Here is a 21,496-nt window from a genome sequence, read left to right on the forward strand (position 1 = left end):
ATCACATTCGACAAAATATGTCAATATCTAATTTAAATCTTTTTAAAAAATATGTATGCACTCGTCGAAAACGACAATATTTAATATACCATCTGATGGATATATTTGCAAGGTATATTTCAAAAAAACCGAGGAAAGGAACATTTTTTCGTCCCCTCCCTCAGACCTTTTATCCGCCTAGGACATCTTCTGCGATATTCACCGCATGATCGCCAATTCGTTCCAGGTTGCTGATCATATCAACAAAGACAATCCCAGCTGTTCCTGTACACAATCCTTCATTCATACGGATGATATGTTTTTTGCGGTAATCTCTTTCCATATCATCAATCTGATCCTCTTTTTGCACCACGGCAAGCGCCTCTTCTCTGTTCATCCCTTCGAGAGCTTTTACAGCCTGTTTGACGGTCAAAATGGTCAGATCAAACATATTGTTGAGATCCTGCATGGCCTGTTCGGTCAGATGGACTTTATGCGCCCGCTTATAGTCGACCAGCTCGATGATATTCTCAAAGTGGTCGCCAATCCGTTCAATATCCCGGACAGAGTCCATGAGCGCTGTATGCTTGGCACTATCCGCTTCTGACAGGGATTCAGCAGAAATGTTAACCAAGTAGTCCGTGATTTCTTTATCCAGGTTATTCAAAGCCCCTTCTATCTGCATGGCCATTTCCGAATGCTTCTGCAAGCTTGTTGTCAAATAAAGATTCGTTTCTTCAAGGCCTTTGGCAGCATAGTCACCCATGTGGACAACTTCTTCCTTCGCCTGATCCAACGCAAGTGTGGAAGACTGCTGGATAAAAATAGGATCCAAATGCTTCGGCTTATATTCAACCATGACATCTTCACCTGGCACCAGTTTAGTAGCCATCCACGCCAATGCTCCGATGAATGGAAATTGCACAATCACATTGGCAAGATTGAAGCTACCATGCGCAAAAGCGATCGTCATCTCAGGAGTGAGTTCCAACTGGGCCTGCAGAAAGCCGATGAACTGTGTGTAGAAACCAAGCAAGAGCAGAACTATAACTGTACCGACCAAGTTGAAAGTGACATGGGTCAATGCTGCTCTCTTAGCAGCTACAGAAGCTCCTAATGAGGCTAGTACAGCTGTGATTGTTGTCCCAATATTATCTCCGAACAATACCGGCAATGCGGCATCCAATGAGATTGCCCCTTGTGAGAACAGACCCTGGAGCACACCAATGGTTGCAGAAGAACTTTGAACTATTACAGTGAACACCGTACCTATTACCACACCAAGGATTGGGTTAGAACTCATACTGACCGTCAAGTCTTGGAAAGCCTGCAATTCACGTAATGGAGACATGCCACTGCTCATAAATTCCAGTCCTAAGAATAAAGCACCAAAGCCGAAGATGGTTTGTCCGATATGATTGACTTTAGGATTTTTAAAGAAGAAAAGAAGAAATGAACCCACTGCTGCAATTGGCAGAGCATATTCACCAATATCAATACCGATAATGAATGCTGTAACCGTTGTACCTATGTTTGCCCCCATAATCACGCCGATTGCCTGTCTAAAGGACATGAACCCGGCATTCACCAGCCCGATTGTCAGGACTGTCGTACCAGTACTGGACTGAATCAAAATGGTGACGACAATACCGGCAAGGACTCCCATGAAAGGATTGCTGGTGAACTTGTCAAGGAGGTCCCGCAGCCGGTCACCTGCTGTTTTCTGCAGTCCGTCTCCCATATACTTGATTCCCAGAAGGAAAATACCCAGTCCTCCAATGAATTCGAAAATCAGCGTTTGCACATCAATATCCAAAATTTAAACCTGCCCTTCAATGTCGAAGTTTGTCATATACCCCTACTATTATTAAATGAACGTTAAGGTTTTGTAAAGGTATACGTAGAAACTTCACATTAAATTTACATTCTTTCTTCAATAGCTGTCTTTTCCTATTGCTCCAATACTTTATAGTTCCTCTGTTCTCGGTGATATATCCATAAAAAGACCCCTGCCTGAATTTCATGGAAGCAGGGGTCAAACCAACTATTCGTTTATCATTTCCACCATGATTTTCGTGCCATCGACATGAATTACTTTCACCGGCACGCCCTTCTCTATCCACTGGCCATTGGATACAGCACTATAGTCTTTATTTTCGATGCGGATCGTTCCAGAAGGGCGCAAACTATTCAAGGTGACGCCTGTCATGCCCACCAGACTCTTGTACTGTTTATTCATGGAACTATAGCCCGCCTCATCTGTTAATTGATCTGTCAGAGCTATCTTCGTCCACATTTCTCTTGTTTTAAAAACCTTCAAAAATAAGAGGGATCCACCGGCTCCAAGTAGGACTCCCAGTACAGCATAAAGGCCTGTAATAAAATCAGGTGCAGCCAAGGCTACCGATAACACCATCGCTGCAAGCCCCAGTGTGGCCAATGTCCCATCATTGACTACTTTACCGTCAACGACGATGAGCAACAATCCTACAAAATAAATGACAAGCATAAGGATAAATGAACTTGTTTCCACATATGCTGAAAAATAGACGGTAATAAAACCCAGCCCCAATAGAGCAAAAAGGCCACGGGCGTTCACAAGAACTTCTCCGATCAAGAACAAAGTTCCCAGGGCAGTTATCACCATCCCTATCCAAGAGACATCAAATAATTCCATTGCATTTCTCCTCCCCGCAAATACATACGATTTTATAAAAAATAAGTTTCAAAAAGGAGCAAAATGTATGAGCTTTCTTAAAAAGAGCTTCCTATATATCATTGCTATGCTTCTTTGTCTAAGTATATATCAGGATTTGTTTTCAGGTAAATCTTATCGTCCTCTAGTCGAAAAAGCTCCTTATACGGATGAATGGAAAGAATATGAAGCCATTCAGATAAAAGCTCAACCAGGTGATACCGTATTGTCAGTTGTTGAGAAGCTCAATAGCTCACAAGCCGATTCTTTGGATATAGATCAGATTATAAAGGATTGGAGGACCATCAATCCAACGAGCAACCCACATGAATTGGTTCCCTCTAATTATTATTATTTTCCACGATACAAGTAAAATGGAAAAGGAGGCTGATTCTTGATCAGCCTCCTTCTTCTATACGAACGGCAAAATGAAAAGAGTGATTAAAATGGAGATCGCACCAGCAGCGATTGCGATGTTCCCCAGTGAATCTGCTCCACGGCTTCTGGAAACAAAACCCAACACAATTCCTGCACCGCCCAGTATGACCGGCCAGATAAAAAAGGAAATGACTGAAAGTGCAATCCCTATCCATCCATAGGTACTGTTGACCTCATCTTCTGCCTGATCGCGGTTATCATCCAACATATTATCTGCAGTAAACTCTTGAGCATATTCCTCGTTGCGGGAACTATCCGGCTCAATACCAATAAAATCTTGGTTCTTTCGAGTTTCCCCATGATTTTCGCCATGCTCGGGAGGAGTCTCTACTCCATTCCTTGTATCTCTTGGATCCATCGATTGTACCTCCTTTTCTTACTTATTGAGGTGCGTCTTTAGCTTATGGACTTTTGCAGCATTCTAATGGTGGTACTTTTTGGAATCCACCGGAAGGGAAACTTTTGCAGATGTCTGCATATAGTGGAAGGGAATTTATTATAAAAGGAGTATGTATATATGTCCCAATTCCTTGCTCAGCTGATCCGAAGCAAATTAAGACAGCTTACCGCTCGAGAAATAGAACATTATGGAAGGCAATATGGATTTCCTGTAGACACCGTTCAAGCCCAACAGATTGCGGATTATTTAAGAAATCAGACGTATGATCCTCTCCAGTCAAAGGACCGCCAAAGGATGTGGAAGGAACTGGCAAGGATTACGGATGATGCTACCGCCCAAAAAGCACAACGACTGTTTCAGGAATTGATTCGTTCTTATGGGGTGGAGCATTTGTTCGATCGGTGATCGATAATACAACAACATTCAAGCAGGAAAAAAGGGTATGCGAATTCCCACAGGAACTCATATACCCTTTATCATATTTTTGTGATGTCTTTAGGGTCGACACAATATCTTCATGAGTGGACTAATTTATGCCTGAGTAATTTTTTCTTTCAAATCGCTATCGAATGATCCTTCACGGAGCATATCGATTTCAAACTTATATGGAGCTTTTTTATTCTTTTTGTCTTCACCTACAAAAGGGGTCTCCAAAATTTTCGGAAGGCTTGCCAATTGTGGGTGATGAACGACATAATGCAGTGCCTCAAAACCAATATGGCCGAAACCGATGTTTTCATGCCGATCTTTATGTGCACCGCGTTCGTTCTTACTATCATTGACATGGATGACCTTCAGCCGATCCAACCCGATTATTTTATCAAATTCGTTCAATACCCCATCGAAGTCATGAGCCACATCATACCCAGCATCATGAATATGGCAAGTATCAAGACAAATGGACAACTTATCATTTTCAGTTACGCCATCGATAATTTTAGCCAACTCGTCAAAGGTGCGTCCTACTTCAGAACCCTTGCCAGCCATTGTTTCCAGAGCTATCTGTACATCCCGGTCCTTTTCGAGGACTTCATTTAATCCCTCCGTTATTTTCTGAATGCCGGCGTCTGTTCCCGCGCCAACATGTGAACCTGGATGGAGGACAATCTGTTTGGAACCCAACGCAACTGTACGATCCATCTCACTGCGCAGAAAGTCTATACCCAACTGGAATGTCTCCGGTTTGACTGTATTGCCTATATTGATGATATAGGGGGCATGCACCACTATATCGTCAATCCCATTTGCTTCCATATGCTGTCGGCCTTCCATGATGTTCAGTTCTTCAATCGGCTTCCTTCTAGTATTCTGAGGAGCGCCTGTATAAATCATAAAGGTATTTGCCCCATAGGATGCAGCTAGCTCACTGGAGCCGAGCAGCATTTTCTTTCCATTCATTGACACATGTGATCCTATCTTTAACAAACCGTACACCTCTCCTTAATCTATTTACGACGCCTATTCTTTTTAACCAACTGTTTCTTGATCGACTCTTTCTGCCTCTTCATTTTCTTCTTATATCCAGGCTTGACCTGCTTCTTTTTCTTCACGTGTTTCCAAGCCTCTTTATCTATATCAGTAGCTGTCTTGGTTCGAAGATTTCGTTCATTCCATGGTTTAGCTTCACGCCATTCTCCATCTTTGACATCCGTATAAATAAAGTTTAGCCCTTTATCCTCAAGCTTTTCAATTAGCTTCACATCTTTTTCCTCGTACAGACTGACTGCAGTTCCTTCCATTCCCGCTCGAGCAGTACGGCCCACCCGGTGGATATAGAAGTCTTCTTCTTTTGGCAGCTGCGCATTGATCACATGGCTGACACCTTTAATGTCAATACCTCTTGCTGCTAAATCAGTTGCTACCACGTATTGGAATTTAAGATTCTGTATATCTTTCAGGACACGCTTTCGCTCTCGTGGCGACAAACCTCCGTGAATGAGACCAGGCTGGAGTCCTCTTTGCAAAAGAGAATCGGCCAGTTGATTGGCAGCTTCCTTACCATTCGTAAAGATGATAGCCAAGTATGGGTGGATCACCTTGGAGAGTTCCACTATTATATCGGCGGCATCACGATGCCTGACATCAATTAAGCGATGTTCCATGGTCTCAGGGGAAAAATGGTCGTCCACTTTCACATAATACGGGTTTTCCAAGTATTTTCTGAAGAAATGTTCCAATCTCTGTGGGATGGTTGCAGAGAAAACAAGCAGTTGAACATCAGGGCGGGAGCGAACCAACAGCTGATCCACATCTTGAATAAAACCGAGATCGAGCATCAGGTCCGCTTCATCTATAACAAACGAACGGGCTGTATAAATCGAAACCGCTCCTTCTTTTACCAGGTCTAATATCCTTCCAGGAGTTCCCACAATAATATGTGGAGGCTTTTTTAATTTCTCAGCCATTTTCTGTTTATCTGTCCCTCCCACCAAGAGTTTAGCCGTCCAGGTCTGTTCTTTCCCTGATATACGAATGATTTTCCTTGCCTCTTCATATATCTGTGTGGCCAATTCACGTGTTGGTGCCGTAATGACAAATTGGACTTCGCTTTCTTCCTCATTCAATTGGTTAAAAAGCGGAAGCAAGTATGCATGGGTTTTTCCAGATCCTGTTCTCGAGTGCCCAATCACGCTTTCTCCATCTAAAATAGCTGGAATGATTTCTTTCTGGATCTCCGTAGGTTTTTTAAATTGAAGGCCTTTAACGACCTCATTCATGATGGGCTGGAATGAGAAGTCTTTGAAATTTTTCTCTGACATTGATTATGCTCCTTTTTAATGCTGATGAATGATTAGTCAATCAGATGAATTGAAACGGATCTGTATCCACTTGGGAAACAAAGATGTCTATATTCTCTTTGTTCAGTCCTTTATCCAGATAATGTTTCATTGCTTCTTTCATTACACTCTCTATATAGTGACCGGGGTCAATAACCGAAAGCCCCATTTCCATAGCATCTTGGGCCATGTGGAATGACATATCTCCGGTTATATAAACATCTGCACCTTTCACTTTTGCAGCATGGATATATTTCTCTCCGCTGCCTCCTAGAACAGCCGCTTTTTTCACTTTTGCATCCAGATCACCTGTTACTCGAAGTTTCTCCAACCCGAAAGCATGTTTTACTTTTTCACTAAGTTCCCGAAGGCTCATTTCTCTTTCAAAGTGGCCAACCCTGCCAATACCGATACTTTTCCCTGGGTTTTCAAGCGGATAAATATCATAGGCCGGTTCTTCATATGGATGAGCTTCTATAACGTTGTGAATAACTTCCTTCACTTTTCCTTCAGGAACAATTGTATCCACCCTTACTTCATGGACGACTTCAAGCTTATTCTCTGAACCAATATAGGGATTCGTTCCTTCCAATGGCTTGAACGTTCCCTCGCCATCCGTCTGGAAAGAGCAATGGCTATAATCACCAATATGCCCCGCGCCTGCTTGATGGAAAGCTTTACGAATGTCCTCCAACTGAGCTTTCGGCACATAAACTGCAACCTTCATGAGTCTCTCTTTTCCAGTTTCAACCAATACTTCCTCAGGATGGATATGGAGGGCTTCACATAGCAAATCATTAACCCCGCCACTTGCAACATCCAAGTTTGTGTGGGCAGCATAGACAGAAATGTCATGTTGGATCAGTTTCTTGATTGCTTTTCCTTTAGGGGTTTCCATATCAATTTCACTCAATGGTTTAAACAGGATGGGGTGATGAGCGATGATCAAGTCAGCCCCTTTATCTACTGCTTCATCCACTACCGATTCCAGTACATCCAAAGTGACCATGACCTTTTTCACTTTTTTTCGAGGAGAGCCCAATTGTAAACCGACATTGTCCCAATCATAAGCAAGATCTTTGGGACTCCACTCCTCAATCAGCTGAAAAATTTCACGGCATTCTTTCGTCATTGTCCAAGTACCTCCTTTATCCAATCCGCTTCCATTTCAAACCGTTTTATTTTATCCAGGTCTTGTTCACGGGCTTGTTTCATCTGTCTGATAATCCGTTCTATATTGCTCAGTTCCTGTTCCCATTTTTGGTAAAAGGCAGGTGTTTTATTCTCCAGGAGAACCGGACCGAATAAAAGCTGCTTCTCTGCATCATTTTCCCCATATAAGCTATCAGCACTCTTGTCAGCTACGATAACTTCATAAATGTGTCCATTCTCCTTGAGAATTTGTTCATCGATAATCGTATAACCATTTTCACTGAACCATCTACGTACGTTTCTGGCATCGATATTCGGCTGAGCAATAATCCTCTCGACAGAGCTTAACTTATCTTTTCCTTCCTGTAGGATCGACTGAATCAGAGACCCTCCCATACCAGCAATGACTACCTGATTTACTTCTGCCGGTTCCAGAACCTGCAGGCCATCCCCCAAGCGGACCTCCACAGCATGCGAAAGTCCATACTGTCTTACCGTAGAGAGGGCACTTTCATAAGGCCCTTTTCTAACTTCACCTGCAATGGCCTTGGCATGCCCATCGTTCTGGCAGACATAGCAGGGCAAGTATGCATGGTCGGAGCCTATATCTGCAAAAAGTGCTTCTTCAGGTAAATAGGATGCTGTTACTTTTAATCTGTCTGATAATCGTATTGTATTAGTCATAATTAATCTCCATTTTCAAGTATATGTGTTCTCGCATCGGTGACAACTATGAGGTCATTACAGGTGGGTACAGCAGAAAAAGAAAAGCTTTCTGTTTATGCAGAAAGCTTTTCTTTTGCAGATGGCTGATTAGAAATTCACCCTCAACTCCGTCAAACGAGCGAGACTAAAATACTCCACTGCATTCCGGTTATACCGGTTCCAGTATATGAACTATTTTATTGATGCTCTTCCGCCAGCCACTGGGAGAGTACTTCAGCTTCTGGTTCAGTGGCCATTCCAGCAGGCATGCTCCCCTGACCATTAATGATGATATCCTGAATCTCTTCCTGGGATAACCGGCTGCCTACTGTGGTCAAATCAGGGCCTGCTCCACCGGACAAGTCTGCACCATGGCAGCTTGCACAGTTTGACTCAAAGATTTGCGCAGGATCAGCCGTGGTTTCCCCTTCACCTGACTCTTCAGAACTCTCGCCTGATTCTTCTGTCTGTTCCCCGTTTTGCTCTTCCTGAATTGCTTCACGCTGGTTCACACCCACCAAGGAAAAAACGATGACGGTGAGAATCCCAGCAATGGCAATGATTGCATAAGGGATCACTGGATTTTTCATAATAATTCCTCCTTATGTACTTCCCCAATTTTGTATTTCAATATAAGACTATATATATTTTACTCGAAAACCTCAAGAGTTTAAAGAAAAAAGACAGGAAAAACTCTCAAATCCTGTCAAATCCTGTTGGATTGCCATTCTGTTACTTTGGTGATCCGCCCGACACTTAATACAAGTTCAACAACATCTTCATAGGGAGTTTGCAAAATGCGAAGAGATTAAGTAAAATAAAGACAGAAAGATGAAAACGGTAACAGAATGAGTTTAATGTTGAGTGAACTGAAACGCCAATTTCGGCAGCATACAGATAAAAAGAGCCATTGAACACCCCACAGGTGTGCAATGACTCTCCGATTAGTCAAGAAAATCTTTTAGTCGCTTACTGCGGCTCGGGTGACGAAGTTTACGCAAGGCTTTGGCTTCTATCTGCCGGATCCGTTCCCTGGTAACTCCAAACACTTTCCCAACTTCTTCCAGCGTGCGTGTGCGGCCATCATCAAGACCGAAACGAAGACGGAGTACATTTTCCTCTCGGTCAGTTAAAGTATCCAGTACATCTTCAAGCTGTTCTTTAAGAAGTTCATAGGAAGCATGATCAGAAGGAGATACGGCTTCTTGATCCTCAATGAAGTCACCCAAATGGGAGTCGTCTTCCTCACCTATAGGGGTTTCCAAGGAAACAGGTTCCTGGGCAATTTTCAGGATATCCCTGACTTTATCCGGAGAAAGTTCCATCTCTTCCCCGATCTCTTCCGGAGTCGGTTCTCGACCTAAGTCCTGTAGCAGCTGCCTCTGCACTCGGATTAGTTTGTTGATCGTTTCCACCATGTGGACAGGAATACGTATGGTTCTAGCCTGATCAGCGATTGCCCGGGTTATTGCCTGGCGGATCCACCATGTAGCATACGTACTGAATTTGAATCCTTTTCTGTAATCAAACTTCTCTACCGCTTTGATTAAACCCATATTCCCTTCTTGGATCAAATCAAGGAAGAGCATTCCACGGCCGACATACCGTTTGGCGATGCTTACCACCAAACGAAGGTTTGCCTCTGCCAACCGTCGTTTCGCCTCTTCATCTCCCTTTTCAATCCTGGTAGCCAAATCGATTTCTTCTGCAGCCGACAGCAAATCGACACGGCCGATTTCTTTGAGGTACATCCTAACCGGATCATTGATTTTTATTCCCAGTGGAACACTTAGATCATTGAGGTTGAATTCCTCTTCCTTTGCAATCTGCTGCATATTCGGATCTTCTTCCGATTCACCTATAATTTCAACACCTTGCTCTCCCAGGTACTCATAAAACTCATCCATCTGATCGGGTTCCAATTCAAAACTGGATAAGCGGTCTGCCACTTCTTCATACGCCAAAACACCGCGTTTCTTACCCATTTCAAGCAATTGTTCCTTTGCTTGGTCGAGTGTCAACTCGGTTTCATTTTGTTTTACTTGCGAAGATTTATTCTCGGCCATGAGTTCCCCTCCTTCCAGACTACTTTATAAATCAGTTGGTATTCTTCAACTGTTTTTGGATTTCAATGATTTGCATAGCTATTTGAGCCGCTTTCAGCGGATCGTTCTGCTGCTCTGCCAGTTTTTGCTGTTCCTTCAGTGCTTTGATGCTCACCCTGTCACCGGATTCGGAGAGGATTGTACGTATATAATCATTGACTTCCTTGTCACTGATATCCTCTTTGAGAGGCAACATTACCATTTCAGCAACAATTTTCCTTGCATCGTCATCATCCAACCTTTCCATGAACAATCCGGGGTCTGCAGTGTTCCCCTCTTCATAAAAAGCATAAAGATGTGTTGCAATAATCTTATGGACGTCCAGATTAAAAGCGGCACCTATTTCCTCGCGCACCTTATCTGCAATATAAGGGTTCTGGAGCATATGCGAAATAAGCTGCCTTTCAGCATTTTGGTAAGCCGGAAGTAATCGTTTCCTTTTGCGGAAGGCGTCAGCTTTTCTATTAGTATGACGATCCTGCTCTCTCTTATCCTCCGGTGTACCGCTTTTCTGCCGAAATTGGCGGATTTCCTCCGTCAATGTGTCCATAGAGATATTATATTCGTTGCTGAGTTCTTTTAAATAATATTCCCGTTCGACAGGACTCTCAATCAACGCTGCCTGTTTAAGCACTGTTTCAATATATTTGATCCGGTCACCTTCCAGGCTTAGGTTGAAATTCCTTTTCATATAGCGCATATAAAAACCCATGAAGGTAGTGCTCGGTTTGATCACCTGTTCTTTAAAGGTTTCCCCGCCATACTTCCGGACGAAACTATCGGGATCCATATCATCGGACATCGGGGCAACTTTTACATAGCACCCGACCTTCTGCAAGAGCACTGCAGCTTTGTATGTGGCATCCATACCGGCCCTGTCCCCGTCATAACACAGTATGACCGTATCGACATAACGTTTCAGGAGTTTGGCCTGGCTTTCTGTAAGTGATGTACCCAATGTGGCGATTCCATTTTTCACTCCAGCCTGATATGCAGTGATGACATCCATGGATCCTTCGAATAAAACTGCTTCGCTTTCTTTCCGGATATGTTTTTTGGCCAAGTCAAAATTAAACAGGATTCTTCCTTTTTGGAAGAGTTCACTTTCTGCGCTGTGCAGATACTTGGGACCCTGCTCATTGATGGCCCGCCCATTAAAAGCAATGGTCTTTCCCAAATGATTGCGTATAGGAAAAATGACCCGCCCACTGAAACGGTCACTTACACTATTATCATCTTTCTGGGATAGTAAACCTGCTTTCACCATTAATTGCTGATGGAAGCCCTTTTTTTCAAGAAATTCCGTGGTGAAGTCCTTTATATTCGGAGCGAACCCCAACTGAAAGGTGTCAATGGTATCATCATCGAGGCCCCTTTCTTTCAGATAAGTATAGCCTTCTTTGCCGTCTTTCGTATGACGGAGCAGATGATGATAAAGCTTTGTCAGCCATTCATAGGCTGAAAGGATGCTCTGATTCTCCTTGGATAGGGACGTTTCCTTCCGGATCCCCGACTCAGGCAACTGCACACCGCTTCGATCTGCCAGAAATTTTATGGCTTCATAAAAAGAGTAACTTTCCATTTCCATCAGAAAGGTGACTGCATTGCCGCCTTTTCCGCAGCCAAAACAGTGGAAAATCTGCTTCTCCTGGGTTACTGAGAAAGAGGGAGTCTTTTCTCCGTGGAAAGGGCATAAACCAAAGTAATTCCTTCCCTGCTTCTTCAATTGAACATACTCACCAATGACATCGACAATGTCGTTCGCCTTTCGAACCTCTTCAATAACTTCCTCAGGTACTTGATTGGCCATATTAACCACCACTATACTATTATTCAAGATAATTGAAGAAAATCCTTCTTTATTCGACAATTTTCTTCTTTGGTGCACAAAACTTTTAGTGACCCCTCTACATAAAAAGTTCCTATCAATTTGCAGTCTTGCCCAATTTATCTCATTTCAAAAGAGAAAGGTTTAAGGACCTGCAAAAATCCTGACACACCTTAATTCTACATGAAACGATGAAATCCCTTCTTACTGCAGAATGTTTTACTTTTCAGAATACCAGCCTGAAATCAGACCTTATGATTGCCCTTAATATCTTTGCACAAATTCATATTATAATACAACAGAGGTAAAAATGCCATTAAAATAAAAAAATAATAAACGCAGAAAATATTCCACCGTTTCCGGGATATTTTCTGCGTCTTTTCACGAAATAATTAAGAAAGTGTTTGACATATCTTCCAATGAGTACGCCAGCTACAACTTTACCCTCTTATAAAGTATTGTGGCTGTTGTTGAAAAAAGCAAATTACTTATGGATCGTCTGCATTATGATATTTGCAGTCTCTTCTACTGCCTTGTTGGATACATCGATGACTTCACAACCAATTCTTTTTACTACTTCATTAAAATAATTTATCTCTTGTTCAATCCTTTTAATATTGGCATAGGTCGCTTGGTCTCCAAGTCCCAATGCCTTCAGTCTCTCTTTACGGATCTCATTCAACTTTTCAGGACTGATACGGAGGCCGATACACTTTTCAGGATTTACATCAAACAGTTCCTCTGGAGGATCCACTTCCGGAACGATTGGCACATTCGCCACCTTCAGCCGCTTATGGGCCAGGTATTGAGACAAGGGTGTCTTCGAGGTCCGTGAAACACCAATCAGAACGATATCAGCCCGTGCAATTCCCCGGGAATCTCTTCCATCATCATATTTTACAGCAAACTCGATAGCTTCCACGCGTTTGAAATAATCTTCATCCAGCTTATGAACTAAACCTGCTTCCAGTCTTGGCTGCTTTTGGAACACTCTTTCCATTGCATCCAATGTCGGTCCCATAATATCGATTACTTCTATGTCTTTGGCTCGAGCTTGTTCATTCAAATAGTTCCGCAGCTCGGGGTCTACAAGTGTGAACCCTATCACACCATTTTGCTCCGCTGCCAATTGAACGGCCTCATCTATTGTCCCTTTATCCTCGACATAAGGAATACGGTTGATTTTGAAGTCACCACTGTTAAATTGGCTTAAACCAGCTTTTATCACCAGCTCTGCCGTTTCTCCAACCGAGTCTGAAAGTACATAAACTACCGGTTTTTCTGTCACCATATCATCTCCCCCTTTAAACCTGATCATCCATCACCAACTCGACAAAAACTTTTGTGATTGTCGTCTTTGTAATACGCCCTACAACCTCCATGCCATTTTCTGTATCTTTAACCACTGGTATACCATCAATCTGCTTATTTATCAGCTGATTGGCGACATCAATCAGAAGGTCTCCTTTCCTGCATACAGTTATATTCGGCATCCTGGTCATAATGATATGGACAGGAATCGCACTTAAATCTTGTTGCCCTATACTCGCCCTTAATAAATCTTTTCGCGACAGAACACCCGTAATACAGGAATGCTCATCCACGACAAAAATAGTGCCCACGTCTTCCAGGAACATGGTGGAAATTGCATCATAGACCGATACATCTTCCTTAACTACGACTGGTACATGCTGAAACTCATGAACCTTATATTTCTTTATCTTTTCCGTCAGCAGTTCGGATCCTGTTTTCCCCGTATAGAAGTAACCCACGCGGGGCCTGGCATCAAGGAAACCGGCCATCGTAAGAATAGCCAGGTCAGGTCTCAATGTCGCTCTGGTTAGACTGAGTTGGTCAGCTATCTTTTCACCAGTTATGGGTCCATTTTCTTTTACTATCTCGATTATCTGTTCCTGCCTGTTCGATAGTTCCACCTTTTCACCACCCAACGATCAAATATGACATACTTATTGACCATTATTATATCTTATATAATAGTGAAAAGGAAAGGAATCATTGTTAAAAGCTCTGTTTCCATTCGATGGTCCTAAGATCTGCATACTCATTCACCAATACAGCAATGGAATTTACTAAAGCTAGACGGTTGTTCTTAACCTGTTGATCCTCCGCCATGACCATATTGTGGTCAAAGAAGGAGTGAATGGGTTCTGCCAGTTCAGCCAGAAGATCTATTGCTTTTTCCCCATCTTTCCCCTCGTTTGCTCTCCAAAAAGGATCAACGATCTCCTGCAACTTTTTATACAATGCATGTTCAGAATTGCTAGCAAAGTAATCTGGATTCACATGTGTCTCTGCTGTTTTGCCAGCGAGATTCAAAACACGTGTCAATGCTTCCTGGACTACTTTAAATGATTCATCCGTGCGTTTTTCGGAAAGTATTGCAGCCTTCGCAAAGGTATAATCAATCACACCGATTTCCTTATGAATGACAGATTGCACAATGTCCTGCTCGACACCCATTTCCTTCATCAGGAAGGATGCACGCAATTTGAAAAACTCCTGCAGCTCATCTGCCCCATTATCAGCATTTTCCAGGTCGAGATCCAGTGTTTGATACAGCTCCTGAGTCAGTCCCAATAAACTCTCCACAGAAATATCCCACTGGTTTTGTTGCAGAATACGCAATATTCCTGCTGCCTGGCGCCTCAGCCCATATGGGTCTTGACTCCCGCTCGGTACAAGGCCTACATAGATACATCCGACAATGGTATCCAATTTATCTGCAAGACTGACCACTGAACCAGGAACCGTAGTCGGAAGGTCACCGTGCGCTTGCTTTGGCATGTAGTGTTCACCGACCGCCTGCGCAACTGCCTCTTCCTCGCCCTTGCTCCGAGCATACTTTTCTCCTATGGTTCCTTGTAATTCGGTGAATTCATTAACCATGTTCGTCATCAGGTCAAATTTACATATTTCAGCCGCCCTTACAGCGGTTTGAGCATCAGCCTTACCCAACCCAAGTAATTCTGTCAGCTTCCTAGTGATTTTGGTTATCCGCTCGACTTTGTCATGATAGGTTCCTAATTTCTCTTGGAAAACCACTCGTTGAAGCTTCTTAAGATAAAAGTTAATGGAATTTTTCTGGTCTTCTTCGAAAAAGAACCGGGCGTCGGATAATCTGGCACGAAGCACTTTTTCATTCCCTTTGGCAACGGTGTCCAAATAGCGGTCATCGCCATTCCTGACTCCGATAAAATAAGGAAGTAGCTGTCCTTCCTCCGTTTTCACAGGGAAATAGCGCTGGTGTTCCTTCATGGAAGTTATCAACACTTCCGGTGGCAGTTCCAAAAACTGGCTTTCGAAAGCCCCGGTGAACACGGTCGGGTATTCTACCAGATTCCGAACTTCTTTCATCAGATCTTCATCTATAGGGATTTGGAAACTTTTCTGTTCTTCTATGTCGCTGATCCCATCGCGTATCAGGCGCTCTCTTTCTTCAGAATCAACGATAACGTACTGTTCTCTTAGAGCATCGACATAGCTGTCTGGTTTTTCAATCGTTATCTCTTGCCCTAGGAATCGATGGCCGAATGTCTTGTTCCCTGTTTGGACACCTGTCAATGCAAAGGGAATAACCTCTTGCCCATATAATGCTGCAATCCACCGGATCGGCCTGGCATATTTTAATGTTTCATCTGCCCAACGCATATTTTTGCCAAACTGTATAGAAGTGATAATGTCTCGCAATTCCGGTAGAAGCTCCCTTGTTTCGGAACCTTCAATATGTTTTTCCACGAATATATAGGTTGTCCCTTTAATTTCCTTCGTATATATATCCTCTACTGTCTTCCCTTGACCTTTCGTAAACCCTATAGCTGCCTTTGTCCAATTGCCATCTTCATCTATGGCAATTTTTTTGGCTGGGCCTCTTGCTTCTTCCCTTATGGATGTTTGCTCTTCAGCCACGTCCTTTACTAAAACTGCCAGACGCCTTGGAGTAGAAAAAGAGGTGACCGAACCATGCTCGATTCGCAATTCGTCCAGCCATTTTTCTGTTTTTACGGCTAGCTGCTCTTCCGCGTCATCTACAAACCGAGCCGGCAGTTCCTCCAGACCGATTTCCAATAAGACATCTTTTCCCATCTACATCTCCTCCTTTTTATCTTTCAGCATAGGAAACCCTAGTCTTTCTCTTTCAGCAACATATGCTTTGGCAATATTTCTGGCCAGGTTTCGAATTCTGGATATATAGCCGGTACGTTCTGTCACCGATATAACACCTTTTGCATCCAGTAGATTAAAGGTATGGGAGCATTTTAATACGTAATCATACCCGGGGAAAACAAGACCTTTTTCCATGGTTCTCCGTGCCTCGTTTTCATACATGGAAAAGAGCTGGAATAGCATGTCTGTATCAGATTCTTCAAACGTATACTTGGAATGCTCATATTCCGGCTGATAGAAAATATCGCTGACAGTGACACCGTCTGTCCATTCAAGATCAAAGACATTTTCTTCGTCTTGAATATAAGAAGCAAGACGTTCGATCCCATATGTGATTTCAACAGAAACAGGGTCCGCTTCCAAACCGCCGATCTGTTGAAAATAGGTGAATTGAGTTATTTCCATTCCATCAAGCCATACTTCCCATCCAAGTCCAGCAGCTCCCAGGGTAGGATTTTCCCAATTATCCTCCACAAACCGAATATCATGCTTCAATGGGTCAATTCCCAGCTTTTCCAAGGATTTCAAATAGAGTTCCTGGATATTCTCGGGAGATGGCTTCATGATCACCTGGAACTGGTGATGCTGATAAAGTCGGTTAGGGTTATCCCCATAGCGACCGTCCGCAGGCCTACGGGACGGTTCCACATATGCTACATTCCATGGTTCAGGACCAAGGCTCCTCAAAAGAGTCATCGGAGACATGGTGCCTGCCCCTTTTTCTACATCATAGGCTTGCATAAGAATGCAATTTTGTTCCGACCAATGATTCTGCAATGTTAAGATCATGTTCTGAATGTTCATATGTTCCAACCTCCATTATTTTGGTAATAATAAAACCCGTCCCTATGTCTGTATCTTTACAGACATAGGGACGGGTTCTACCCGCGGTTCCACCCTATTTGCCCTTCCCGTGGAAGAACCACTTTCATCTAAATTGCTCAAGAGTGCCTTCCCAGCCGTCCCACCACCCGGCTTACACTATCCCGGACTCGCTCTGAATGGGTTACAACAGGTACTAATCTCTTTCATAGCAACACTTTCATTTCTCATATGTACATTATCTTACTCTATCTGCTGAAAAGATGTCAACAGTATACTATTTCAACTTGTCCAGTTGTGCAAGGAACTTTTTCGTTTTCAGATAATACCCGCCATACTGTTCATAATAGACATCCAGAAGTTGTCGGATCAGCCGTTTATTCTCTGGTTTGACTGAAATCCTGCCAACACGTTCCAGGCCAACATGTGCAAAGATGTAAAGCAGTTTGGCAGCCGGGTCTGTTAATGAAATCGCTTCTGGATCCAGACTTCTGCACTTCCTGCATAGAAGCCCCCCCTCTGCAACAGAAAAGGAAAAAGGAGGCTCGTTCCCTCCGCACAGCGCACATCTGTCGACGGACGGGGCGAATCCCCCTCTTGCAAAAAGTTTTAATTCATACATCATGACGGGAACTTCTGCATCCTCTTGTTGCTCAATCCATTCCAAAGTTTGATGGAGTTGATCGAACAAAGATGGATCCGGTGTTTGCGAATCAACCAGCTTCTCCGTCATTTCTGAAATATATGCTGCATACGCAGTTTTTATAATATCTTCTCGGATGGGACGGAAAGAATGAATGACTTCCCCCTGTTGAAGAGTGCTCAGCCCCTTGCTGAGGTACACGAAAAATTGACCAAGGATGAATGGCTGTGTCACTGCCGCCATTCTGCTTTTGGGCTTTTTTGCCCCCTTCGCAATGGCCGAGAACTTGCCTAGTTTCTTACTCATTATGGTGACTATTTTATGTGTCTCCCCATAATCTGCAGTTTTAATGATGATCCCGTCGATTTTTTCAAGCACTATGGTTCCCTTCCTTTCCAGCCATTTCGGTTGGCTGAACCTTCCCCGAAAGAGGCCAGCGCATGGTTATACGTTTGTTTCCTCTGTGGTCGCTTCTTCATTTTCACTTTGCTGCCAATCATCGGATGAAGAGGTGTTCTCCAGTTCCTTCATCAGCAAATAGGTTTCAATGTTTCCCGTTTGACTGAAAAATTTCCATGTATCAATCACAAGAAACCCCACCTTTCAATTTTGTTTGAAAATGTTACGCACCTATAGATTTCCCCCAGAGCTTGAAACAATGAATATTAAAATTTACCAGGGTTAATATTCATCACTTCTAAAACCATACTCATGCAGCTGGTTTTGCCTGTTCCTCCAATCTTTCTTCACCTTTACCCATAGCTCTAAGTAGACTTTGGATCCGAGCAATGCCTCAATATCTTTTCTTGCATCCTGGCCGATTTTCTTCAGCATACTACCCTGCTTTCCTATCAGGATGCCTTTCTGTGATTTTCTTTCAGTTACCACTGTTGCCTGAATCAGCACTTTCTCAGACTCTCTCTCCTCGATGTTTTCGATAACTACCGCTATCGAATGAGGTATTTCTTCTTTTGTCAAATGAAGGACTTTTTCTCTGATAAGCTCGGAAATGACAAATCTCTCAGGATGGTCTGTAACCTGATCTTCTGGATAATATTGTGGCCCTTCTGGTAAATAACCCTTGACCACTTCAAGCAGGCGATCAACATTATTTCCTTCGAGTGCGGAGATTGGGATGATTTCCTTAAAGTCATATCTTTCTTTATACTCAGCAATCATGGCAAATAAATCATCTGGATGAATGAGATCAATCTTATTAATCACAAGGAAAACAGGACGGTTGACCTGTTGGAGGCGGTCGATGATGTACTGATCTCCACGACCGTAACCCTCTTGTGCATTGATCATAAACAGAATTGCATCCACTTCATTCAACGTATCTTCTGCCACTTTCACCATGAAATCCCCGAGCCGATGTTTTGGTTTATGGATGCCCGGCGTATCGATAAAAACCATTTGGGCGTCTTTTTCAGTCAGGACGCCTTGTATCTTATTTCTCGTTGTCTGTGGTTTATCACTCATAATGGCTATTTTTTGTCCGATCACCTTGTTCATGAAGGTGGACTTTCCGACATTCGGTCTGCCGATAATTGAAATGAATCCTGATTTGAAGTTGGTTTCCATATTATTTCCTCCATGACGTCCTCTTTTATCTCAATCTTACTACAAATAATTCCTTATTTCACAAATACGACAAAACCTTTAAAAAAATGCTCTATTTCAGGTAGAAATCACAACATCTTATGCTTATGGACATATGAATAAAACCCTGTCAACATGTCAACAGGGCTCATCGGAACAGTACATAAAGCTTGGGAAGGAAGATCAGCAAGCCGATGACCAATGCGCTGATGGCCGAGAGCAAAACCATGCCGGCGGCCATATCCTTGATAGCTTTGGCTGATGGGTGTATATCAGGTTTTAGATAATCCACCAGTTTTTCCACGGCAGTATTGGCTACTTCAGCGGCCAGCACAAAACCAACCGCTAATACAATCACTGCCCATTCCAGCCGGGAGATTTGAAGGAAAAAGCCGGCAGCTATGACAGATGCCGTTGCAACTAAGTGAAACCGGAAATTCATTTCCGTTTTCACCGTGTGCCGAATCCCTGCCCATGCATGAGAAAAGCCGATTCCCTTTTTATTAGCGTTCCACACCGAACTCACCCAGAATATCTTCCTGTCTGGAGAACATCTTTTTTTCGTCTTCTTTCTCCATATGATCATAACCCAGAAGATGCAACAAACCATGGACAGCCAAAAATCCCAATTCTCTTTCAATGGAATGACCATACTCTTCTGCCTGTTCTTTTGCTTTGTCAATAGAGATGACAATATCTCCTAGAATCAACGGTCCATCGTCACCGGAGATTTCAGGCTCACCTTCGACTGTTTCCTGAAGTGCGAATGATATGACGTCTGTAGGTTTATCTTTCTGCCGGTAATTACGGTTCAATTCTTGAATCTCATCATTATCAGTGAAATTGACAGATATCTCCGCTTCCTGTGGGATGTTTTCCGTCTTTGCTGTATAATCAAGTAATTTTTGCAGTAGGTCGATATGATCAGGTTCTACTGTATTGGTTGTATCATGAAAGTCAATATGCATCTGTTTGCCTCCTTATACCATGGTTATCCGTACCCTGCAAATATAACTATTCCATGGAAAACCTGTATGTGACTACATTCTGATGTTAACTATTGTTTATAGTTGATTCCCTTTTCAGCCGATCTTAAACCAAAACAATTTCCGTCCTTTAAAATATGAGGGGCTCCCCATATTTATCATCTCCTAAAACAGAAATAAGACCCGTCAACCGGGCCTTTGCATCAACCTGTTCATTTATGGATATCATAGGCTTCTATGATTCGCTGAACCAATGGGTGCCGGACGACATCACTCGGATCCAAATCTATGAACGAAATGCCTTTGACGGACTGGAGAAGCTGCTTGGCAACCTGCAGACCAGACTTCATACCCTTCGGCAAATCGATTTGTGTGACATCGCCTGTAATCACCATTTTTGAACCAAAACCTAATCTGGTTAGGAACATTTTCATCTGTTCAGGCGTAGTATTTTGCGCCTCATCCAAGATGACGAATGCGTCATCCAAGGTGCGCCCCCTCATATATGCCAGGGGAGCAATTTCAATGGTTTCTCTCTCAATCAATCTCAAGGTATGTTCAGCCCCCAACACATCATGAAGTGCATCATACAGGGGGCGGAGATATGGATCCACCTTCTCCTTCAAATCTCCCGGCAAAAAGCCAAGGCTCTCTCCAGCTTCTACAGCAGGCCGGGTCAAGATAATTCGCTTTACCTCCCCGTTCTTCAGAGCATTGACCGCCATTACTACAGCAAGATATGTTTTTCCAGTCCCTGCAGGCCCAATGCCGAATACAAGGTCATTTTTTTTCATTGCATTGACATAGACTTTTTGGCCTAGTGTTTTAACACGAATCGATTTCCCTTTTACATTTTTGGTGATTTCATCTTCAAATAAAGTTTCAAACTGGCTAATTTTCCCAGCTTTTGCTAGATCGACAGCGTACACGACGTCCCGTTCGGATATAGTCAGCCCCCGTCTGATAACAGAAAGCATGGCCAGCAATATTTCTTGGACAAGGGAAATATCTTCATCTGACCCAGATACGCCGACCTGCTCCCCCCTTGTGACGATGGAAACGTTCATTTTCGATTCAATCTGCTTCAAGAATTTATCGTTTGTGCCAAATAAATTCAAGGCTTCATTAGGATTGGTTAATTCCAATTCAATTGTTTTAAGATTTTCGGACATAATCAAT

22 protein-coding genes and 1 other annotated feature are annotated in these 21,496 nt (G+C 43.0%); of the genes, 2 read left to right on the top strand and 20 right to left on the bottom strand.

The window, feature by feature from the left end; genetic code table 11:
* Nucleotides 1-169 precede the first annotated feature (169 nt).
* Both ACFOGI_RS02270 and ACFOGI_RS02275 read right to left on the bottom strand, forming a co-directional pair.
* Nucleotides 170-1,795 (bottom strand): Na/Pi cotransporter family protein, encoded by a 1,626-nt coding sequence (locus ACFOGI_RS02270; RefSeq protein ID WP_390267766.1) that lies wholly within the window; start codon nt 1,793-1,795, stop codon nt 170-172.
* A 228-nt stretch (nt 1,796-2,023) separates the two neighbouring features.
* Entirely contained in the window at nt 2,024-2,656 is a 633-nt protein-coding gene (locus ACFOGI_RS02275; RefSeq protein WP_390267769.1) for an NfeD family protein, read from the bottom strand.
* Nucleotides 2,657-2,723: 67 nt separating this feature from the next.
* On the opposite strand from ACFOGI_RS02275, the gene ACFOGI_RS02280 reads away from it, so the two are divergent.
* A complete protein-coding gene (locus tag ACFOGI_RS02280) occupies nt 2,724-3,047 on the top strand; it encodes a hypothetical protein (RefSeq protein ID WP_390267772.1) in 324 nt (107 codons plus the stop codon).
* A 39-nt stretch (nt 3,048-3,086) separates the two neighbouring features.
* Here ACFOGI_RS02280 and ACFOGI_RS02285 read toward each other — a convergent pair whose 3' ends face one another.
* Complete coding sequence (locus tag ACFOGI_RS02285; RefSeq protein ID WP_390267775.1) at nt 3,087-3,470, bottom strand: hypothetical protein; 384 nt, start codon at nt 3,468-3,470, stop codon at nt 3,087-3,089.
* 159 nt (nt 3,471-3,629) lie between these two features.
* Here ACFOGI_RS02285 and ACFOGI_RS02290 point away from each other — a divergent pair, with 159 nt between their 5' ends.
* Nucleotides 3,630-3,917, top strand: coding sequence for a DUF2624 family protein (locus ACFOGI_RS02290; RefSeq protein ID WP_390267778.1), 288 nt, complete (start codon nt 3,630-3,632; stop codon nt 3,915-3,917).
* A 126-nt stretch (nt 3,918-4,043) separates the two neighbouring features.
* Here the strand turns inward: ACFOGI_RS02290 and ACFOGI_RS02295 are convergent, their stop codons facing one another.
* The 17 genes from ACFOGI_RS02295 to ACFOGI_RS02375 all read right to left on the bottom strand — a co-directional run bounded on the left by ACFOGI_RS02295 (nt 4,044) and on the right by ACFOGI_RS02375 (nt 21,489).
* Nucleotides 4,044-4,937: a deoxyribonuclease IV gene (locus tag ACFOGI_RS02295; protein ID WP_390267782.1), complete on the bottom strand. Its 894-nt coding sequence runs from the start codon at nt 4,935-4,937 to the stop codon at nt 4,044-4,046.
* A gap of 20 nt (nt 4,938-4,957) precedes the next feature.
* Nucleotides 4,958-6,271, bottom strand: a complete 1,314-nt coding sequence (locus ACFOGI_RS02300; protein WP_390267785.1) for a DEAD/DEAH box helicase — start codon at nt 6,269-6,271, stop codon at nt 4,958-4,960.
* A 40-nt stretch (nt 6,272-6,311) separates the two neighbouring features.
* The gene (locus tag ACFOGI_RS02305; RefSeq protein WP_390267788.1) at nt 6,312-7,421 is read right to left on the bottom strand and encodes a Nif3-like dinuclear metal center hexameric protein; all 1,110 of its coding nucleotides are present in this window, start codon (nt 7,419-7,421) and stop codon (nt 6,312-6,314) included.
* Nucleotides 7,418-8,125 (bottom strand): tRNA (adenine(22)-N(1))-methyltransferase, encoded by a 708-nt coding sequence (locus ACFOGI_RS02310; protein ID WP_390267791.1) that lies wholly within the window; start codon nt 8,123-8,125, stop codon nt 7,418-7,420. Before ACFOGI_RS02310 ends, ACFOGI_RS02305 begins: the two co-directional genes overlap by 4 nt.
* Nucleotides 8,126-8,343: 218 nt before the next feature.
* Nucleotides 8,344-8,736: a cytochrome c550 gene (gene cccA / locus ACFOGI_RS02315; RefSeq protein WP_390267794.1), complete on the bottom strand. Its 393-nt coding sequence runs from the start codon at nt 8,734-8,736 to the stop codon at nt 8,344-8,346.
* 354 nt (nt 8,737-9,090) lie between these two features.
* The gene (gene rpoD / locus ACFOGI_RS02320) at nt 9,091-10,212 is read right to left on the bottom strand and encodes an RNA polymerase sigma factor RpoD (protein WP_390267797.1); all 1,122 of its coding nucleotides are present in this window, start codon (nt 10,210-10,212) and stop codon (nt 9,091-9,093) included.
* A gap of 31 nt (nt 10,213-10,243) precedes the next feature.
* Complete coding sequence (dnaG, locus tag ACFOGI_RS02325) at nt 10,244-12,061, bottom strand: DNA primase (RefSeq protein WP_390267800.1); 1,818 nt, start codon at nt 12,059-12,061, stop codon at nt 10,244-10,246.
* Nucleotides 12,062-12,563: 502 nt separating this feature from the next.
* Nucleotides 12,564-13,370: a pyruvate, water dikinase regulatory protein gene (locus ACFOGI_RS02330; protein WP_390267803.1), complete on the bottom strand. Its 807-nt coding sequence runs from the start codon at nt 13,368-13,370 to the stop codon at nt 12,564-12,566.
* A gap of 13 nt (nt 13,371-13,383) precedes the next feature.
* Entirely contained in the window at nt 13,384-14,013 is a 630-nt protein-coding gene (locus ACFOGI_RS02335; RefSeq protein ID WP_390267806.1) for a helix-turn-helix transcriptional regulator, read from the bottom strand.
* An 85-nt stretch (nt 14,014-14,098) separates the two neighbouring features.
* Entirely contained in the window at nt 14,099-16,183 is a 2,085-nt protein-coding gene (glyS, locus tag ACFOGI_RS02340) for a glycine--tRNA ligase subunit beta (protein WP_390267809.1), read from the bottom strand.
* On the bottom strand, nt 16,184-17,068 hold the full coding sequence (gene glyQ, locus ACFOGI_RS02345) for a glycine--tRNA ligase subunit alpha (RefSeq protein WP_390267812.1): 885 nt from the start codon (nt 17,066-17,068) through the stop codon (nt 16,184-16,186).
* A gap of 63 nt (nt 17,069-17,131) precedes the next feature.
* Nucleotides 17,132-17,305 (bottom strand) — a binding site (T-box leader).
* A 58-nt stretch (nt 17,306-17,363) separates the two neighbouring features.
* Entirely contained in the window at nt 17,364-18,107 is a 744-nt protein-coding gene (recO, locus tag ACFOGI_RS02350; protein WP_390267815.1) for a DNA repair protein RecO, read from the bottom strand.
* A gap of 66 nt (nt 18,108-18,173) precedes the next feature.
* Entirely contained in the window at nt 18,174-18,317 is a 144-nt protein-coding gene (locus ACFOGI_RS02355; RefSeq protein WP_390267818.1) for a YqzL family protein, read from the bottom strand.
* 93 nt (nt 18,318-18,410) lie between these two features.
* On the bottom strand, nt 18,411-19,313 hold the full coding sequence (era, locus tag ACFOGI_RS02360) for a GTPase Era (RefSeq protein WP_390267821.1): 903 nt from the start codon (nt 19,311-19,313) through the stop codon (nt 18,411-18,413).
* A 166-nt stretch (nt 19,314-19,479) separates the two neighbouring features.
* Nucleotides 19,480-19,857, bottom strand: coding sequence for a diacylglycerol kinase family protein (locus ACFOGI_RS02365; protein ID WP_390267824.1), 378 nt, complete (start codon nt 19,855-19,857; stop codon nt 19,480-19,482).
* Nucleotides 19,835-20,299, bottom strand: coding sequence for an rRNA maturation RNase YbeY (ybeY, locus tag ACFOGI_RS02370; RefSeq protein WP_390267827.1), 465 nt, complete (start codon nt 20,297-20,299; stop codon nt 19,835-19,837). Before ybeY ends, ACFOGI_RS02365 begins: the two co-directional genes overlap by 23 nt.
* Nucleotides 20,300-20,529: 230 nt before the next feature.
* Nucleotides 20,530-21,489, bottom strand: a complete 960-nt coding sequence (locus tag ACFOGI_RS02375) for a PhoH family protein (RefSeq protein ID WP_390267830.1) — start codon at nt 21,487-21,489, stop codon at nt 20,530-20,532.
* Nucleotides 21,490-21,496: the final 7 nt, after the last annotated feature.

Source organism: Virgibacillus xinjiangensis, assembly GCF_042643145.1.
Lineage (GTDB): Bacteria > Bacillota > Bacilli > Bacillales > Amphibacillaceae > Virgibacillus_O > Virgibacillus_O xinjiangensis.

Coding starts and splice junctions, on each gene's coding strand:
- ybeY (WP_390267827.1), bottom strand. CDS start 20,299: ATGCATATTGACTTTCATGATACAACCAATACAGTAGAACCTGATCAT.
- ACFOGI_RS02305 (WP_390267788.1), bottom strand. CDS start 7,421: ATGACGAAAGAATGCCGTGAAATTTTTCAGCTGATTGAGGAGTGGAGT.
- ACFOGI_RS02285 (WP_390267775.1), bottom strand. CDS start 3,470: ATGGATCCAAGAGATACAAGGAATGGAGTAGAGACTCCTCCCGAGCAT.
- ACFOGI_RS02300 (WP_390267785.1), bottom strand. CDS start 6,271: ATGTCAGAGAAAAATTTCAAAGACTTCTCATTCCAGCCCATCATGAAT.
- ACFOGI_RS02280 (WP_390267772.1), top strand. CDS start 2,724: ATGAGCTTTCTTAAAAAGAGCTTCCTATATATCATTGCTATGCTTCTT.
- glyQ (WP_390267812.1), bottom strand. CDS start 17,068: ATGAACATTCAGAACATGATCTTAACATTGCAGAATCATTGGTCGGAA.
- ACFOGI_RS02330 (WP_390267803.1), bottom strand. CDS start 13,370: ATGGTGACAGAAAAACCGGTAGTTTATGTACTTTCAGACTCGGTTGGA.
- rpoD (WP_390267797.1), bottom strand. CDS start 10,212: ATGGCCGAGAATAAATCTTCGCAAGTAAAACAAAATGAAACCGAGTTG.
- dnaG (WP_390267800.1), bottom strand. CDS start 12,061: ATGGCCAATCAAGTACCTGAGGAAGTTATTGAAGAGGTTCGAAAGGCG.
- ACFOGI_RS02310 (WP_390267791.1), bottom strand. CDS start 8,125: ATGACTAATACAATACGATTATCAGACAGATTAAAAGTAACAGCATCC.
- ACFOGI_RS02290 (WP_390267778.1), top strand. CDS start 3,630: ATGTCCCAATTCCTTGCTCAGCTGATCCGAAGCAAATTAAGACAGCTT.
- cccA (WP_390267794.1), bottom strand. CDS start 8,736: ATGAAAAATCCAGTGATCCCTTATGCAATCATTGCCATTGCTGGGATT.
- era (WP_390267821.1), bottom strand. CDS start 19,313: ATGGAAACCAACTTCAAATCAGGATTCATTTCAATTATCGGCAGACCG.
- ACFOGI_RS02375 (WP_390267830.1), bottom strand. CDS start 21,489: ATGTCCGAAAATCTTAAAACAATTGAATTGGAATTAACCAATCCTAAT.
- ACFOGI_RS02275 (WP_390267769.1), bottom strand. CDS start 2,656: ATGGAATTATTTGATGTCTCTTGGATAGGGATGGTGATAACTGCCCTG.
- glyS (WP_390267809.1), bottom strand. CDS start 16,183: ATGGGAAAAGATGTCTTATTGGAAATCGGTCTGGAGGAACTGCCGGCT.